This window comes from Acinetobacter sp. NCu2D-2 (assembly GCF_001647675.1).
GTDB lineage: Bacteria > Pseudomonadota > Gammaproteobacteria > Pseudomonadales > Moraxellaceae > Acinetobacter.
Map to the genome: position 1 here is coordinate 2,188,923 of NZ_CP015594.1, position 16,929 is coordinate 2,205,851.

The following is a 16,929-nucleotide window of genomic DNA, read 5'->3' on the forward strand; positions in this document are numbered from 1 at the left end:
ATTCCTTTACTTGTTACTTAACGCGACGGTCGCGAATAATCATCTTAGTCGTACGCTTGTTGGTACGTGTTTTGTACCCTTTAGCTTTTTGACCCCATGGGCTTACAGGTTGAATACCTTTGCTACGACCTTCACCACCACCGTGCGGGTGATCAACTGGGTTCATCGCCATACCACGAACGGTAGGACGAACGCCACGCCAGCGAGCTGCACCAGCTTTACCTAGTGAACGAAGGTTGCTTTCTGAGTTAGATACTTCACCTAACACAGCGCGACATTCAACATGCACTTTACGCATTTCGCCTGAACGAAGACGAATGATTGCGTAAGAACCGTCACGACCCAACAACTGCGCTGAAGTACCAGCAGAACGCACTAATTGAGCGCCTTTACCGATTTTAAGCTCGATGTTGTGAAGAGTAGAACCGATAGGCATGTTACGAAGTGGTAAGCAGTTACCTGGACGAATTGGAGCATCGTTACCAGATTGAACTGAATCACCAGCACGTAAACCTTTAGGCGCGATGATGTAGCGACGTTCACCGTCAGCATACTTCAACAACGCAATGTGCGCAGTACGGTTTGGATCGTATTCAATACGTTCAACTACAGCAGGGATGCCGTCTTTGTTACGTTTGAAGTCTACGATACGGTAGTGTTGCTTATGACCGCCACCAACGTGACGAGTCGTGATGTGACCGTTGTTATTACGGCCGCCAGTACGTTTTTTAGCTTCAACTAGTGGAGCATAAGGCGCGCCTTTGTGAAGGTGATTATGAACCACTTTCTCTACAAAGCGACGTCCTGGAGACGTTGGCTTACATTTTTGAATAGGCATAGTTTTCGTCCTTATTCCGCTGCGCTTTCAGCGGCATCGCCCAAGTCAGCCATTTCAACATCTTGGCCAGCTTTCAGGGTGACGTATGCTTTTTTAACATCAGAACGACGTCCGATAGTTTTACCAAAGCGTTTAGTCTTACCTTTAGTGATCGTAGTGTTAACTTTAACAACTTGAACACCAAACAATTGTTCAACTGCTTTTTTGATTTCAAGTTTGTTTGCATCAAGTGCAACTTTGAAAACTTGAACACCAGCAGTCTCACCTAAAACTTGCGCTTTTTCTGAGAAAACAGGTCCTTGAAGGACTTGATATAAACGTTCGTTGTTCATCCGAGTTCTACCTCAATTTTCTTAGCAGCAGCTACAGACATAACAACTTTATCGAACGCGATCAAGCTAACAGGATCGATTGCAGTCGCATCAACCACATCTACGTGTGGAATGTTGCGTGCAGCAAGATACAAGTTCTCATCAACAGCATCAGTAACGATCAATGCGCGAGTCGCATTTAAGTCGTTAAGTTTTGCAAGCAATTCTTTAGTTTTTGGAGCTGCAACAGCAAACTCTTCAACTAATACCAAGCGATCTTGACGAACAAGTTCAGCAAGGATGCATTGCATAGCACCGCGGTACATTTTACGGTTTACTTTTTGAGACCAGTCTTGTGGACGAGCAGCAAAAGTTTTACCACCGCCAACCCAGATTGGGCTACGAATAGAACCAGCACGAGCGCGGCCAGTACCTTTTTGACGGAATGGTTTTTTACCACCGCCAGAAACGTCTGCGCGTGATTTTTGAGCTTTAGAACCTTGACGACCACCAGCTAAATAAGCTGTAACAACTTGGTGTACAAGAGCTTCATTAAATTCACGACCGAACGCAACTTCTGATAATTCAACAGCAGAGCCGGAAACAGTATTTAAATTCACGTTATTTCCCCTCAGGCCTTGATAGTAGGACGAACAGTTACGTCGCCACCAGTAGCACCAGGAACCGCGCCTTTAACAACAAGAACTGAACGTTCTGCGTCGATTGCAACGATTTCAAGACCCTGTGTAGTTACGCGTTCAGCACCTAAATGGCCAGCCATTTTTTTGCCTTTGAATACGCGACCAGGAGTCTGGTTTTGACCTGTAGAACCTAGAACACGGTGAGAAACAGAGTTACCGTGAGTAGCGTCTTGGGTACGGAAGTTCCAACGTTTAACACCACCTTGGAAACCTTTACCTTTAGATGTACCAGTTACGTCAACAATTTGACCAACTGTGAACAAATCTACACCGATAGTAGCGCCAACTTCACGACCTTCAAGCTCAGCTTCTGAAACGCGGAATTCTTGAACTAGACGACCAGCAGCAACACCCGCTTTCGCGAAGTGACCTTTCTGAGCGTTAGTCACGCGAGATTCGCGACGTTCACCAGTAGTGATTTGAATCGCTTGATAACCATCAGTTTCAAGCGTTTTGATTTGAGTGATGCGGTTAGGATCAACCTCAATCACTGTAACAGGCACAGAAACACCAGCATCTGTAAAGATACGTGTCATACCGCACTTGCGACCGACTAAACCAATAGCCATGTGCATAAACCTCTAAAAAAGCGGCCTAATTAACTCAGAGTGTTAATTAACCCGAAAGCCTTAACCCAATGCGATCTGAACATCAACACCAGCTGCAAGATCTAACTTCATCAACGCATCTACAGTTTTGTCTGTAGGTTGAACGATGTCGATCAAACGTTTGTAAGTGCGGATCTCGTATTGGTCACGCGCATCTTTGTTAACGTGTGGTGATGTTAAAACGTTAAAACGTTCAATGCGTGTAGGCATTGGAATTGGACCACAAACTTGTGCGCCAGTACGTTTTGCTGTTTCTACGATTTCTTGAGCTGATTGATCAATTAGACGGTGATCAAAAGACTTAAGACGGATACGAATTCTCTGGTTAGACATACCAGTTAACTCCAAGCCAAATATATAAAGAATCACCCTTGACGCATCTCACCCCACTAAATAAGGCAAGTGTCAAAGGCAGTGAGTTATCACTAAGGTCATGATCGATGCCACGACTGTAACGATAGTTAACTACTTTCTTCGCAGTTAACCCCCTTTCATTAAAGGGTCGCTTATTATAGCTATTGTTTATTGCATAAGCAAATCTCTTTTTACTGTTTTCTCTAACAATTCAAATTATTCCGCAAATCAAGAGCTTATTTTTTAATCACTGGTATGTTTTTTCTACAACATATTGAATCGCATTATTAAGCAATTGATTTCCTTGTATAAATTTTTCTTTTGGTGATTTTCTCAAGCTTTCGAAATCTTGCACATACTTCCCTTTAAATATCGCAATTTCATCATCATCTTCCAAAAACAACGCTAAAGATTCAGGTGTAATTTCTGGGTGAAACTGAAAGCCAAGAACATTTTGTCCAAGTTGGTACATTTGATTACGACAAGCGTCATTTTCAGCTAAGTGCACTGCACCTTTAGGAATTTCAAAAGTTTCGCTATGCCACTGCAGCACTTCTATTTCTTTTGGTAGCAAAAAGACATCATTGGGTACATTGGCAATACGGCGTACACTACTCCAACCTAATTCTTGTTCTGGATTACGACTCACTGCTGCCCCCAAAGCATTCGCAATGAGCTGTCCACCTAGACACAATCCGATGGCAGGTTTTCCTTGTGCCAAGTAACGTCTTAGCCAGCGTTTTTCGACTTTTAACCATGGGTAATTTGCTTCATCATTGACACTCATGGTGCCACCCATGATGATGAGTAAATCCACTTCTTCAACCGTTGGTAATGCTTCGATATCCAAGGGACGATCTACAGGTAATGCAAAAAACTCGGTTGCTGTGATTTTTGCATTGTGTTCCTTTAAATACTGATAGCAACTACCAAAACCTTCACCAGCAATATGCTGAAAATAATGAACTCTTAAATGCGACTTCATGCGCTACAAACCTATTGTTTTATCTCTATGATTGAAGGTTTTGCAAAAATGAAGCCAACTTTTTAGATGACGTGTTGTTTTTAAACAATTTGCAACTGAACTGGCGTGAATACCGAGATTCTCTTAAAGTAGAGCAATATTTGATTACATTTAAGAGCATTGGCGTGAAAATAAATCCTCAAACTTCTCTTATTCATGCACCACGAAAGGCCCCACAATATATTTCAACCGTACAACCTCCCCTCTATCGTGCATCGACCATTATTTTTAACAACACCGATGCCCTATTTAATCGCCATTGGACGGATGCTTATGACTATAGTTATGGCACACATGGGACACCAACGACTTTTACCCTAGGCGACAACATTGCTCAACTTGAAGGCGGAACACATCATCTGCTCTGCCCAAGTGGTTTATCAGCTATTAATTTGGTGAATTCATGCTTTTTAAGTCATGGAGATGAAGTTTGGGTCGCAGATAATATCTATGGTCCAAATATGGAGCATCTACGCAACTTAGAAACACGCTATGGCATTCACGTTAAGGTATATAACCCCATTGATGTGAACACCTTTACTCCAAGCGATAAAGCTAAGCTGCTTTGGCTCGAAGCTGCTGGCTCTGTGACGCTTGAATTTCCAGACTTAACAGGACTCGTAAAAAAAGCTCAAGCCCACAATATACTGACTGCACTCGATAATACTTGGGGTGCAGGCCTTGCATTTAATGCGTTTGATTTTGGTGATGAACATTTAAGTGTAGACATCACCGTACATGCCCTCACTAAATACCCAAGTGGTGGTGGCGATATCTTGATGGGATCTGTAGTAACGCGCGATCAGAAACTCCATCACAAATTGTTCCGTATGCATGCAATTCAAGGTATTAGTGTATCTGGCGATGACACTGCACAAATTCAGCGTAGTCTTGCCTCTATGCGTGTACGTTATGAAGCGCAAGCACAAAGTGCATTAATACTGAAAGATTGGCTAAAACAACAAACAGAATTTGTACAAGTCCTACACCCAGCAGATGAAAACTCAGCAGGTCATGATTATTGGAAAGAAATTTGCAAGGATCAGCAGAGCGCAGGTTTAGTCAGTGTCGTTTTTGATGCGAAATATGACCTACAAGATATTCGCAACTTTTGTGATGCCTTAGCACTATTCAAACTTGGCTTTAGCTGGGGTGGCCCGGTCAGCCTTGTGATGCTGTATAACTTAAAAGAGATGCGCAGCCTTGCTCATAAACATTTACAACAAGGTTTATTGGTTCGTTTTTGTATAGGACTAGAACATCCACAAGATTTAATACAAGATATCGAACACGCTTTAAAACAAATGAATCAACAAAAAATTGAATAAAAACCAATAGGTGAAAATATGGGAACACCAATCGTTATTGCAAAAAAAACCTCAGATACCTCACAAGAAATTGTTTTACATTCAGAGTTCGCTAACCGGCACGGTTTAATTGCGGGTGCAACAGGAACAGGTAAAACGGTGACCTTAAAGGTACTGGCAGAAAATTTTTCACGAATTGGTGTACCCGTTTTTTTAGCCGATGCTAAAGGTGATGTGTCGAGTCTTGCCCAAGCGGGAGAAAGTAACCCAAAATTTGACGAACGTATTCAGAGCTTAAATATTGATTCAATACCCTTTGCTGCCTCACCTGTGGTGTTTTGGGATTTGTTTGCTGAACAAGGTCACCCCATTCGCACCACCATTTCCGAAATCGGCCCACTACTCTTAGCACGCATACTTAATTTGAACGATACACAAGAAGGTGTCCTCTCCGCTGTTTTTAGAATAGCAGATGATCAAGGCTTATTGCTGATTGATTTTAAAGACTTAAAAGCCATGATCAGCTATGTGTCAGAACATGCTGCAGAGTTTAAAAAGGACTACGGCAATTTATCCCCTGCGAGCCTAGGTGCAATTCAACGTAATTTATTAGCACTCGCTGACCAAGGTGGTGACCAATTCTTTGGTGAACCCGCTTTAGATATTATGGATTTTATCCAAACTGACAGCCAAGGTCGTGGCAATATCAACATCTTGGCTGCCGATAAACTCATGAATACACCAAAGCTGTATGCCACTTTTTTGCTATGGATGTTATCGGAACTGTTTGAGCAACTCCCTGAAGTGGGCGACTTAGATCAACCGAAACTCGTATTCTTCTTTGATGAAGCACATCTACTGTTCGACAATGCCAGCCCTGCCCTTCAAGACAAGATCGAACAGGTGGTGCGTCTGATCCGCTCCAAAGGTGTCGGGATTTACTTTGTTACCCAGAATCCACTGGATCTACCGGAAAGTGTGCTTGGCCAGCTCGGTAATCGTATCCAGCATGCCCTTCGTGCCTTTACCCCAAAAGACCAGAAAGCGGTTAAAACGGCAGCGGATACTTTCCGGGCTAATCCGGAGTTTAAAGTGCAGGAAGCCATCACTGAACTTGCTGTGGGTGAAGCCTTGATTAGCTGTCTGGATGAGAAAGGTACGCCACAGATCGTAGAGCGCGGCTGGATCATGCCACCGCATTCCTCTTTTAGCCCGATTATACCTGAAGAACGTAAAGTACTAATGCAGCAAAGCATTGTTGCGGGCATTTATGAGCAGCAGGTCGACCGGGATAGTGCACATGAAATGCTGCAGCAAAAAGTACAGGAACGTCAGCAGCAGGCACAGGCCGCTGAACTTGCCAAACAACAAGCCAAAGAACAGGAAGCACTCGCTAAGCAGCAAGCCAAGGAACAGGAACGTCTGGCCCGTGAACAGCAGAAAGAAGTGGAACGTGCCGCCAAGCAGCGTGAAAAACTCACCCAGGACATTGTCGGCACTTTTGCAAAAAATGCAGCTCGCAGCCTTGGAAGCAACACTGGGCAGAAAATTGTCCGTGGCTTATTAGGTTCCCTCTTCGGCCGCAAATAATCCTCTCCTTTCTCCGATCAAAAGCATCATTTTTATGGGATATTTTTATATCCCATAATTTTTTTCATGGTTTTAATTTAAAGATGCATTGCAAATACATCTTTAAAGATGTATTTTAAATACATCTTATAAATAACAGCCATGAGAGATCAGCTATGACTCCACAGCAAATTGAACTTGTAAAAGCAACTGTTCCTGTTCTTCGTGAAAACGGTGTTGCACTCACTGGTTATTTCTATAACCGTATGCTGGGCAATAACCCGGATCTGAAAGAAACTTTTAATATGGGTCATCAGCGTAGTGGCGCGCAGGCACAAGCCCTGGCAGGTGCGGTACTGGCATACGCAGAAAATATTGAAGATCCTTCTGTGCTGTTACCTGTGGTTGAGCTGATCGCACACAAACACGTGAGTCTGAACATTAAGGCGCCGGATTACAGCATTGTTGGGGAAAACCTGCTGCATTCCATCAGTGAAGTGCTCAACATTTCAATGGATGATCCACTGATTGAGGCGTGGGCTGCAGCGTATGGTCAACTGGCGGATCTGTTCATCGCGACTGAAAAAGCGATTTACGACCAACATGAACAAACTAAAGGTAGCTGGTTAGGCTGGCGCAACTTCAAAATTGCTAAGAAAGTGGTGGAAAGTGACGAAATCACTTCCTTCTACCTGGCTCCTGTCGACGGCGGTCCTTTACCAAAATATGAAGCGGGCCAATACATTTCAGTACGTGTATTCGTACCTGAACTCAACCTGAGACAGCCACGTCAATACACTCTGTCGACTTGTCCACAAGCGGATTACCTGCGTATTTCGGTAAAACGTGAAGACCAGAAAGGTGACATGGTGCCAGGCTGGGTATCCAACACCCTACACAGCCTGCCAGAAGGTTCGGAAATTGAAGTGTCAGCGCCAACAGGTAACTTCTACCTGATCGATCCAAACAAACGTAATGTGTTTATCAGTGGTGGTGTAGGTCTGACTCCAATGGTCGCCATGCTGAACCAGCTAGTGACACTGGATATGCCACAACCTGTAACTTTCATTCATGCCTGCCGTAGCAAACAGGTACATGCGATGAAACAGCACATTCATGACCTGAAAGCAAAATATCCACGCCTGCATACGGTAACTGCCTACGAATTCCCGCATGCCAGTGACAAGCTGGGTGAGGATTATAATTTTGCTGGCCGTCTGGATCTAAGCATAATTGACCGTGCACTACTTCCAGAAAATGCCGACTATTACCTGTGTGGTCCAATACCATTTATGGCTGCACAGCATAAAGCACTGGTTGCCCGAGGCATACCTGCCGAGAATATTCACAGTGAAGCCTTCGGCACTGGTGGTGTTCACCACTAAGCAGCCAGTTTAAACTGAAAGCATACAAGGGCTAGTCTGGCTGTGTTAGACTAGCCCTGACTTTTATGAAAACTCCTGTTTTATAATGCAGTTAAATAAATTTACCGATTACGCTTTACGGATTCTTATGTACATCGCCCAGCCGAAAGAAGTGCCGTACAACATTGCGGAACTGGCAAATGAGCTGCAGGTGTCCGAGAATCATGCCATGAAAATTGTACATTTCATGGCAAAGCAGGACTGGCTGATTACTACCCGTGGTCGTGGTGGCGGTATTCGCCTGAATCCGGTCACCCTGAAAATTCCTTTGGGCCAAATCGTACGTGTACTACAACAAGACAGCCAGGTGGTGGAATGCAATACCCCACCCTGCGTGCTGCGGAGTAACTGTGGCTTGAAAGGTATTTTAGACAATGCCGTTGAGCAATTTTATGCCAGTCTGGACCAATATAGCTTGAGCGATGTCGTGACTCCTTTGCAGGGACATTACAGCACCCAGTCACCGATCAGCCTGATCAATCTTTAATTTTCCTTTCATTTCTCCCTATATGACTTTTCCGGAAAGTTCGCTTGCCCGGATGACTTCCTTTATAATGGCTGCTTGTAAATTTAAGTTTGAAGTTGAGCCATGCACCACAGCAGAGGAAAGTCGAAAAACAGTAAGGCAGCCAATGCCCCAAAGCAAAAGATTAGCTATGCCAAAAAAGTTGATCCGGCCATTACTGAATATTCGCGGCAAGCCCTCAACTGGCTGCGCAAAGCTGAATTCCTGATGAGTGCGCCAAAGCTCAGCCTATGCGTAGAAGATATTGGTTTTGAGGTCGCATTTGCAGGTCGTTCTAATGCGGGCAAATCAAGTGCGATTAATGCCTTAACCAATCAAAAACAGCTTGCACGCGCGTCAAAGAAACCTGGTCGTACACAAATGATCAACTTCTTTAGCTTGGGCAATCCAAATCAACGTCTAGTCGATTTGCCGGGTTATGGATATGCCGCAGTTCCTGAAGCGATGAAAATCGTGTGGCAAAAAGAACTTGAAAACTACCTCATTCATCGTGAAAGTTTACAAGGCCTAGTGTTATTGATGGATATTCGTCATCCATTACAACACTTTGACGTGATGATGCTGGAATGGGCATATTCACGCCAACTGTTTGTGCATGTGCTGTTAACCAAGTCAGATAAACTTAACCGCGGTCCTGCCTCAAAAGCCTTACAAGAAGTCAAAGCTGCATTGAAAAAAATGAAGCTTAACTTCTCAATTCAATTATTCTCATCTTTAAACAAAGAAGGCTTAGAAGAATTGGCGAGCGTGATGGGTGGTCGTTTAAACTTCACCCTTGGCGAGCAAGTTGAATATAACTTTGATGCAATTCCTGAAGTTAGCGAAGACGACATTGAAGAAGATTTTGATGAAGTCGATGGCAAAATTACTGAAGTTCTTGAGCCAGAAGAAAACTCAAAATCAGAGCAACAAAACTAAACATTTTGTGATATAATTGACAAATAACTGTCCCGTATTGCTTTAAGCTGTACGGGATTTTTTATTGATACTGTGAGCATAACCCTTTATGGATAGCGTTATGGTACTATTTTCAATGTTAAAAAAACAAAAATTGGTTCTTCCATTTCCTATTTTATTCAGCCACGAAAAGTAAAATTTGAATGGCAAGATACCCCTTTAGACTGGATTCCAAATCAGGCGTTTGCCAGCTATTTTATTAATGAGATTAATAATATTCTTCCCGCTGGTGAATTTTGGTTCTGTCGCCTCTACAACAAAGTCCTACCGCAGATTACGGATGAAAAATTAAAAAATGATGTACAGGCATTCATTCGCCAAGAAGCTATGCATGCTCAGGCACATAACAGTGCCAATAAAGAATACTTAAATGAACGTAATATTGATGTTCAGCGCAATTTGGATGTCATGAATTTTTTATTCAACAAACTGCTTGCCGATCAACCCTTGGGTTATCAGCTTCCTAAGTTTGCTGAACATCAATGGGATTTGTTCCGTTTGGGTATCGTGGCAACTGTTGAGCACATGACTTGTGTGCTGGGCAAATATGTTCTGTATAATACTGAATGGCAAAAATTGGGTGCAGATCCGAATATGCTCGATTTGGTCAAATGGCACGGTGCGGAAGAAATCGAACATCGCAGTGTGGCTTTTGACTTATATCGCCATTTAGGTGGAAGTTATATTGCGCGTTATTACTTAAGTGTTGCTGTTATTATCGGTGTAATTGGGCTATGGGTGGATGGTGCAGCACATATCTACTGTCGCAAGACCCGCGTTTCAAATCCATCAAACCAAAAGTTTATAAACCTTGGATTTGGCGTGAGTGGGCGAGTTTAGCGAAAGACAACCACAATATTATGCCGCATCCACTTTGGTTGGTGTCACAACAGCTTGGCTATCTCATGCCATGGTATGACCCTGTACATGAAGCAAGTACAGAAGATGCGCTAGATTATTTAAATCAATCTGCTGCAGCAAAACGCGCACTGATGAAAATCGCATAATTGATGATTATAAAAAAAGCAGGGAGAGCACCCTGCTTTTTTTATTTTAGGCAGATGTCTCTGACTCTATATTTTTGGTGTATCGATCGACGACCACACTGATCATCATATCCCCTTGAACATTGACTACCGTACGTACGGTATCAAGTAAACGGTCAATCGGCAGTAAAATCGCAATCGCTTCAGCAGGTAAACCGACAGATTGCAAAACCATAATCATGGTCACCATACCCGCACTTGGAATACCTGGAGCACCGAGTGAGGCAATCATTGCTGTGGCACACACCACGAGCTGCTGCCCCAGTGTTAAATCCAATCCCATTAAATTCGCAATAAATAAGGCAGCGGCTGCTTCATACAGTGCTGTACCATCCATATTTAATTGCGTGCCGAGTGGAATTACAAAACCTGCAGTTTGTGGGCGTACGCCAAGGTTTTCCTGAGCGCATTTCATGGATAAAGGCATGGTTGCCGAACTGGAACTGGTTGCAAATGCTGTAATCAATGCTGATCGTGTTCCTCTGAAAAACGTCAACGGATTCATCTTGCCAAAGATCCACAATAACAGCGGTAACACCACAGCACCATGGAAAATAGTCGTTCCTGTCACCACTGCTGCAAACTCAGCTAAACGGCTGAGTACACTAATATCTTCAGCAGCGACCAATTTAGCTAATAACGCAAAAATACCAATTGGTGCAATTTTCATAATCCAGCCAATGATCAACATCATGATGTCAAAAAACTGCTGGGTTAGTTGGCGTACGCTTTTAAACTTTTCTCCACCTGCCACCAATGCCACACCTATAAACAGCGCAAAAACAACCACTGCTAACACATTGCCTTCCGCAAATGCTTTAAAGGGGTTAATTAAGGTGTTTTGGATAAAATTGGTAAAGAATGAAGACGGCGTTAACGTATCTGGTGTTTGATGTGCTGACATAGCATCTTTAAACATCACCACGTCCACACCCTTTCCAACATCAAACAGGTGCGCACAGCTTAAGCCTAAAATCAGCGCTAAAGTTGTGGTCGTTACACAGCAAGCCAAGGTAATTTTCCATGTCCGACTGAGTTGCCCCCCTGATTGCAAGTTAGATACACCCACCACAATTGATGTAAAAATCAGTGGGATCAGAATCATCTTTAGCAAGCCAATAAATACGCTGCTGCCGATGCCTAACAGATACAAACCATTGCTATAAAATGCGGTTTCAGGAAAAAGTGTGAGTACAAAACCAAACAACACACCCAATATTGCGGCAATTAGAATTTGTGTATTCAGGCTCATTATTGAAGCTATTCAATATCCATATTAAGCGTCACTATGCCATGCTCAAATCAGATAATCGAGTACTATTTTGGCAGTTTGATGTTAATCACAAACCGATAAAAATGAATAAAAACAGTATATAAATTGGCACATTCTGTGCTTCAACAGTGCAATCTATTGTCCAATAAATAAGGATTAATCACCATAATGAAACATCTTGTTATTAGCATTGCACTTATTTGCAGCATTGGTCAGGCTTTTGCACACTCATCGAGCCATCAAGGTCAAGGAAAAGAAGGTTGTCATAAACATGACAATGAAAAAGTTGTACATTGCCATTAAACAAAAAAAGCCGAATCAATGATTCAGCTTTTTTATCTTTTATACTTTATTGAGTTTCGATTTCACGTAAGCGAATAAGACCCTCTTGGGTCGTACTACAGACTAACTCACCATTTTGCCACATACGTCCAAAGTTCAGACCACGTGAACTTGCACTGACTGTCGCATCCATATCATAAAGCATCCATTCATCTGCTCTGAATGGTTTATGGAAATACATGGCATGGTCAATGCTTGCGCATTGTAGACTTGGCGAAATATAACTTAGACCATGTGGACGCAAGGCTGTGGTCATTAAAGTAAAGTCTGAATAGAATGCCGCAATCGCTTGGTGTAGTGAAACCTCATCTACGTCCTGAGCAATCTTATCGTGAGTACGAATATAGTGTGCATACGTTGGTGCTTCAGGCTGAGGCTGGAATGGATTCACTGGCATCACTGGACGAAGCTCAACATGACGATCACGCATAAATGAAGCACGTACATTTTCAGGGACAAATTCAACGATTTGTTTTTTCAATTCCGCTTCATTTTTTAAAGTTTCAACTGCAGGATATTCAGGTTCTGAAATTTGATAGTTCAACCCTTCTTCTTGTTCCGCAAATGACACCATACACATAAAAATGGTTTTGCCATGCTGAATAGCGCGTACTTGGCGACTAACAAAACTACGACCATCACGAATACGGTCTACTTCATAAATAATCGGTGCATTTACATCACCACCAAATAAGAAGTATGCATGCAATGAATGCGCTGGACGATCCGTTGTATAAGACGCTGCACGTAATGCCTGACCGAGCACTTGCCCACCAAACACACGTTTACCCACCAGATTACGACTCTGACCTCGAAAAATATTTTCTTCCAGTTTTTCTAAGCTGAGCAAATCAACCAATTCTTGGGTTAAAGCATTCATAAGCGACCTATAGTATATTTGGGATATCCAAAATGGACCGATAAAAATCTATATCACAATGCCTGTATTTTGCCATAAATTCCAACTAAAACTCTAAACTTAGATTGACTACGCTGTCATAGTGAATTTGTTAATTTCTAGAAAAAACACCTTCTTTCAGGCTAAAATCAAACAACTTCTGTGAATTTGTCAGAAAATGACATATTGTTTTTAACAAGAATCACGCAAAATATTTTCCCCTCAGACGTTCTGTGGTTTTGCTCAGTAAATTAGGAGTTTGTATGTCCAAGAGTGGCTTTGGTCAAATGTATCGCAAGTTATCAAGTAAGATGCTTGATCTTGTGGTAACCCCACATGTTTTAGGGGATGTACCAACTGAAGCACCAGCTCCAGCATCAACTGAACAAGCACAGAAAAAAGTGGTTTGCTACGTCTTACAAACACATTCACGTAGTAATGCGCTGGTGGTGGATGGTGAAACCCGTCGTTTAAAATTACCTGCGGCACTCGATCCGATGGATTTAGGCAATGCAAAAGAAAAAGCCTCTGTGCTGTTTTTACAACATCGTGATGAAAATAATTTACTCAGCACACCGCCGCATGCGTTCCCCCCGCGCCTACTCCGTTTAATCGAGTTATTAGAAAAAAATCCCGAGCTTGATGTTGAACTGATTCCAGTGACCGTGCTTTGGGGTCGTGATCCTGAAAAAGAAGATTCTTGGTTTAAATTACTCTTTACCGATACGTGGTCTACCCCAAGTCGCGTAAAACAGCTCGTCAATATTGGCTTACATGGTCGTCAATCCTATTTAGAATTCCATGAAGGTCAGTCACTACGTTCATTAGTTGAATACGCCAAAACCACACATCCAAATTTATCGCCAGCGACTTATATCGTTAGCACATTAAACGACTACTTAGATGCTCAGCGTGAAGTGGTCTTGGGTCCAGACTTATCTGACCGTCGTAATGTCATGCAAGGTCTGATCAAATCTGCAGATGTACAAGCAGCCATCCGTAATGAAAGTATCCGCAGCAAAATTAGTATGCTGGATGCAGAGCGCCGTGCGATTGGCTATTTAAACGAAATCGTATCTGACTACTCGCATTCAACAGTTCGTTTTGCAGATAAATTATTAACCCGTTTATGGACGCAGCTGTATGACGGTGTTGAAGTGCATAACTTCAGTACAGTACGTGAACTGGCAAAAGACTACGAAATTGTCTACACCCCATGTCACCGTAGTCATATCGATTATTTGTTATTGTCTTATGTGATTTATAGCCGTGGTTTGATGGTGCCGTATATTGCTGCGGGTGATAACTTAAATATGCCATTTGTGGGGCAAATTCTTCGTGGTGGTGGTGCATTCTTTATTCGCCGTACTTTCCGCGGCAATGCACTTTACACCACCGTATTTAAAGAATACCTCTACAGTATTTTGTCTCGTAACAACCCACTGGAATACTTCATTGAAGGTGGTCGTTCACGTACCGGACGTTTGCTTCCACCAAAAACCGGTATGTTGGCAATGACCGTTCATGGTCATTTACGCGGCAAGGCTAAACCGATTGTGTTCTTACCAACTTATATTGGTTACGAACGTCTGATGGAAGGTGCGACTTATGTTGGTGAAATGAATGGTAAGGAAAAAGAAGCGGAATCGATCTTTGGTATTCTAAAAACCTTACGCAAAATTGAACGTATCTTCGGTAAAGTCCATCTGAACTTTGGTGAACCCGTTTTCCTTGATGACATTCTCAAAGAACACGGTGCAGAGCACGTGAAGATTGAAAAGAATGATGACCCTATTCCACATGAAGTGTCGGAAGCGGTGAATTCATCCGCACAAGCGATTTTGGAAAATATTAACCGTGCAGCCGTGGTGAATCCGATCTCATTGTTATCGTTAATCTTACTGGCAACACCAAAACATACGCTTGATGAAGAAATTTGTATTAAGCAATTAGATACTTACCGTAACTTGCTTCAATCACTTCCATATGACAATCGTATGCAAGTGACACCATTGTCCGGTAAAGAAATTATTGCTTATGCACTGAAGCTCAAACATATCAAACGTGTCAGCCATGTACTCGGTGATATTATTGCCATTGAAGATGGTCAAGCTGTATTGCTCACCTACTTCCGTAATAATATTTTGCACGCTTTTGTTGTGCCGTCATTGGTTGCTGCTTTGGTGAATCATAATGGCATTATTCGACGCAGTGATGTGTTGAATATGAGTGCAACACTTTATCCATTCTTAAAAGCAGAACTGTTCTTAAAATGGCGTGAAGATGAAATTGCAGATCAAGTTAATGCCTATATTGATGGATTGATTCAAGCCAAATTGATGACGGTGGATGGCGAAAATCTCGTTGCGCCTACACCAAACAGTGAAGCACATCATCAGCTAGAAGTCCTTGCAGCACCTGTAATGCAAAGTATCGAACGCTACTACATGACGCTTGCGCTCATTACTCAGCGTGGTTCAGGTACGATGTCGACACGCCAAGTTGAAGAGCTCAGTCAATTGGTGGGCCAACGTTTATCCGTTCTTTATGAATTCAACTCACCAGAGTTCTTCGATAAAGCGCTCTTCCAAACCTTCATTAAGGTATTGACGCAAAAAGGTTATATCAGTACCAATGATGATAATGCGATTGTCTTTGATGAGAACTTTAGCCAAATCGCGCAATATGCCGACTTAGTACTTGATGAAGTAAAACTGCAAATGTTGCATAACATCACTTCATTTAACGATGAAGAATTGAAAGAAGCTTTAGAAGCACTTGCTGCTGCGAAAGCCAAGAAAAATCAGAAGCGGAAGAAGAAATAGGACTGATCAAAAACCCTTCTCCCTTTGGATAAGGAATATATTCCGCAAGAGGATAAGGGTATATAAAATCCCTCCTAACCTCCCTTTATTAAAGGGAGGAAGTTCCCTCCTTTGAAAAAGGAGGGTTAACTCATCAATTCCAAATAATCCTTCAAACAATCTTGATGTTTTAATTCAAAACCCATTTTTTGCATTCGTGTTGCATAAAGTCTTTTTCCTGTCACTTCATCACGTTCCACACTCAGCAATGGTAAATTCATCTGCTTTTGAAACCACTGAATCGTTTCTTGTAAAAGCTGTGGTTGGTTATTGGTTAAAATATAAGAATTTTCAAAATATTCCACGTGAATCATCCGTGACAAGAAAAATGATAAGTCATCAATATGGATACGGTTCGACCAATGTAAATTTGGATAGCTCGCTAAGTTCCTCGCCATGTTTTGCATACGGGCAACTGATGTGCCATAAATGCCACTCGGACGAATGATCGTACAGCGTTCAGGAAATGCCTTGAGATACGCTTTTTCCATCTGATACAAAATTTCACCTTGAGCATCATTGGGTTGAATTAAGCTCTCATCATTTACGATTTCACCAGCATTCTGACCATACACACGAGTCGAAGAAACCACAATCATGCGTTTGATAGGATGAAATTTTAAAGCGCTAACAATAGGTTGTACGGAATCCAAATAAGTTTCTTGATAGCCTTTTACACTACTATCTTTCGGGCTTAACAATATATAAACCCAATCAATCGGCTGATGCTGAGATAACTCAAGCTGATGAACATCCTGAATCTGATGAGTAGCAAATAGATCTGTTTTAGCACTGAGACTGATTGTGCTAATTTGATGTCCTTGTTCAAATAATTGTTTGGCAATGCGCGCGGATGTTTTACCATAACCTATAAATAAAATATGCAT

At 42.3% G+C, this 16,929-nt stretch carries 16 protein-coding genes and 1 pseudogene; 8 read left to right on the forward strand and 9 right to left on the reverse strand.

All coding sequences use genetic code 11. From position 1 onward, the window contains the following. Positions 1 to 13: 13 nt before the first annotated feature. The 6 genes from rplB to A3K93_RS10555 all read right to left on the reverse strand — a co-directional run bounded on the left by rplB (position 14) and on the right by A3K93_RS10555 (position 3,797). Positions 14 to 838: a 50S ribosomal protein L2 gene (rplB, locus tag A3K93_RS10530; protein WP_067731187.1), complete on the reverse strand. Its 825-nt coding sequence runs from the start codon at positions 836 to 838 to the stop codon at positions 14 to 16. An 11-nt stretch (positions 839 to 849) separates the two neighbouring features. Beyond that, the gene (gene rplW, locus A3K93_RS10535; protein WP_067731188.1) at positions 850 to 1,170 is read right to left on the reverse strand and encodes a 50S ribosomal protein L23; all 321 of its coding nucleotides are present in this window, start codon (positions 1,168 to 1,170) and stop codon (positions 850 to 852) included. Next, complete coding sequence (gene rplD / locus A3K93_RS10540) at positions 1,167 to 1,769, reverse strand: 50S ribosomal protein L4 (protein ID WP_067731189.1); 603 nt, start codon at positions 1,767 to 1,769, stop codon at positions 1,167 to 1,169. Before rplD ends, rplW begins: the two co-directional genes overlap by 4 nt. An 11-nt stretch (positions 1,770 to 1,780) precedes the next feature. After that, positions 1,781 to 2,419: a 50S ribosomal protein L3 gene (rplC, locus tag A3K93_RS10545; RefSeq protein ID WP_067731190.1), complete on the reverse strand. Its 639-nt coding sequence runs from the start codon at positions 2,417 to 2,419 to the stop codon at positions 1,781 to 1,783. A 60-nt stretch (positions 2,420 to 2,479) separates the two neighbouring features. After that, a complete protein-coding gene (gene rpsJ, locus A3K93_RS10550) occupies positions 2,480 to 2,791 on the reverse strand; it encodes a 30S ribosomal protein S10 (protein ID WP_000070912.1) in 312 nt (103 codons plus the stop codon). Between the two features lie 268 nt (positions 2,792 to 3,059). Then, positions 3,060 to 3,797 carry a type 1 glutamine amidotransferase gene (locus tag A3K93_RS10555; RefSeq protein WP_067731191.1) on the reverse strand — a complete coding sequence of 246 codons (738 nt, stop codon included), beginning with the start codon at positions 3,795 to 3,797 and terminating at the stop codon, positions 3,060 to 3,062. 164 nt (positions 3,798 to 3,961) lie between these two features. Here A3K93_RS10555 and A3K93_RS10560 point away from each other — a divergent pair, with 164 nt between their 5' ends. From A3K93_RS10560 to A3K93_RS10585, 6 genes and pseudogenes are all read left to right on the forward strand, one after another. Beyond that, on the forward strand, positions 3,962 to 5,164 hold the full coding sequence (locus A3K93_RS10560; RefSeq protein ID WP_067731727.1) for a PLP-dependent transferase: 1,203 nt from the start codon (positions 3,962 to 3,964) through the stop codon (positions 5,162 to 5,164). Positions 5,165 to 5,182: 18 nt separating this feature from the next. Continuing rightward, complete coding sequence (locus A3K93_RS10565; RefSeq protein WP_067731192.1) at positions 5,183 to 6,733, forward strand: helicase HerA-like domain-containing protein; 1,551 nt, start codon at positions 5,183 to 5,185, stop codon at positions 6,731 to 6,733. A 155-nt stretch (positions 6,734 to 6,888) separates the two neighbouring features. Next, positions 6,889 to 8,097 carry an NO-inducible flavohemoprotein gene (hmpA, locus tag A3K93_RS10570; protein WP_067731193.1) on the forward strand — a complete coding sequence of 403 codons (1,209 nt, stop codon included), beginning with the start codon at positions 6,889 to 6,891 and terminating at the stop codon, positions 8,095 to 8,097. An 85-nt stretch (positions 8,098 to 8,182) separates the two neighbouring features. After that, a complete protein-coding gene (locus tag A3K93_RS10575; protein WP_067731194.1) occupies positions 8,183 to 8,623 on the forward strand; it encodes an RrF2 family transcriptional regulator in 441 nt (146 codons plus the stop codon). A 102-nt stretch (positions 8,624 to 8,725) separates the two neighbouring features. Further along, entirely contained in the window at positions 8,726 to 9,580 is an 855-nt protein-coding gene (gene yihA, locus A3K93_RS10580) for a ribosome biogenesis GTP-binding protein YihA/YsxC (protein WP_067731195.1), read from the forward strand. A 108-nt stretch (positions 9,581 to 9,688) separates the two neighbouring features. Further along, a pseudogene (locus A3K93_RS10585) lies at positions 9,689 to 10,626 on the forward strand (metal-dependent hydrolase). 46 nt (positions 10,627 to 10,672) lie between these two features. Here the strand turns inward: A3K93_RS10585 and A3K93_RS10590 are convergent. After that, positions 10,673 to 11,917 carry a dicarboxylate/amino acid:cation symporter gene (locus A3K93_RS10590; RefSeq protein WP_067731196.1) on the reverse strand — a complete coding sequence of 415 codons (1,245 nt, stop codon included), beginning with the start codon at positions 11,915 to 11,917 and terminating at the stop codon, positions 10,673 to 10,675. Between the two features lie 189 nt (positions 11,918 to 12,106). On the opposite strand from A3K93_RS10590, the gene A3K93_RS15115 reads away from it, so the two are divergent. Next, on the forward strand, positions 12,107 to 12,241 hold the full coding sequence (locus A3K93_RS15115; RefSeq protein ID WP_257736110.1) for a hypothetical protein: 135 nt from the start codon (positions 12,107 to 12,109) through the stop codon (positions 12,239 to 12,241). 46 nt (positions 12,242 to 12,287) lie between these two features. Here the strand turns inward: A3K93_RS15115 and A3K93_RS10595 are convergent, their stop codons facing one another. After that, positions 12,288 to 13,160 (reverse strand): acyl-CoA thioesterase, encoded by an 873-nt coding sequence (locus A3K93_RS10595; protein ID WP_067731197.1) that lies wholly within the window; start codon positions 13,158 to 13,160, stop codon positions 12,288 to 12,290. Between the two features lie 281 nt (positions 13,161 to 13,441). On the opposite strand from A3K93_RS10595, the gene plsB reads away from it, so the two are divergent. Then, a complete protein-coding gene (gene plsB, locus A3K93_RS10600; protein ID WP_067731198.1) occupies positions 13,442 to 16,003 on the forward strand; it encodes a glycerol-3-phosphate 1-O-acyltransferase PlsB in 2,562 nt (853 codons plus the stop codon). Between the two features lie 125 nt (positions 16,004 to 16,128). On the opposite strand, the gene A3K93_RS10605 is transcribed toward plsB, so the two are convergent. Then, positions 16,129 to 16,929: an NAD-dependent epimerase/dehydratase family protein gene (locus tag A3K93_RS10605; protein WP_067731199.1), complete on the reverse strand. Its 801-nt coding sequence runs from the start codon at positions 16,927 to 16,929 to the stop codon at positions 16,129 to 16,131.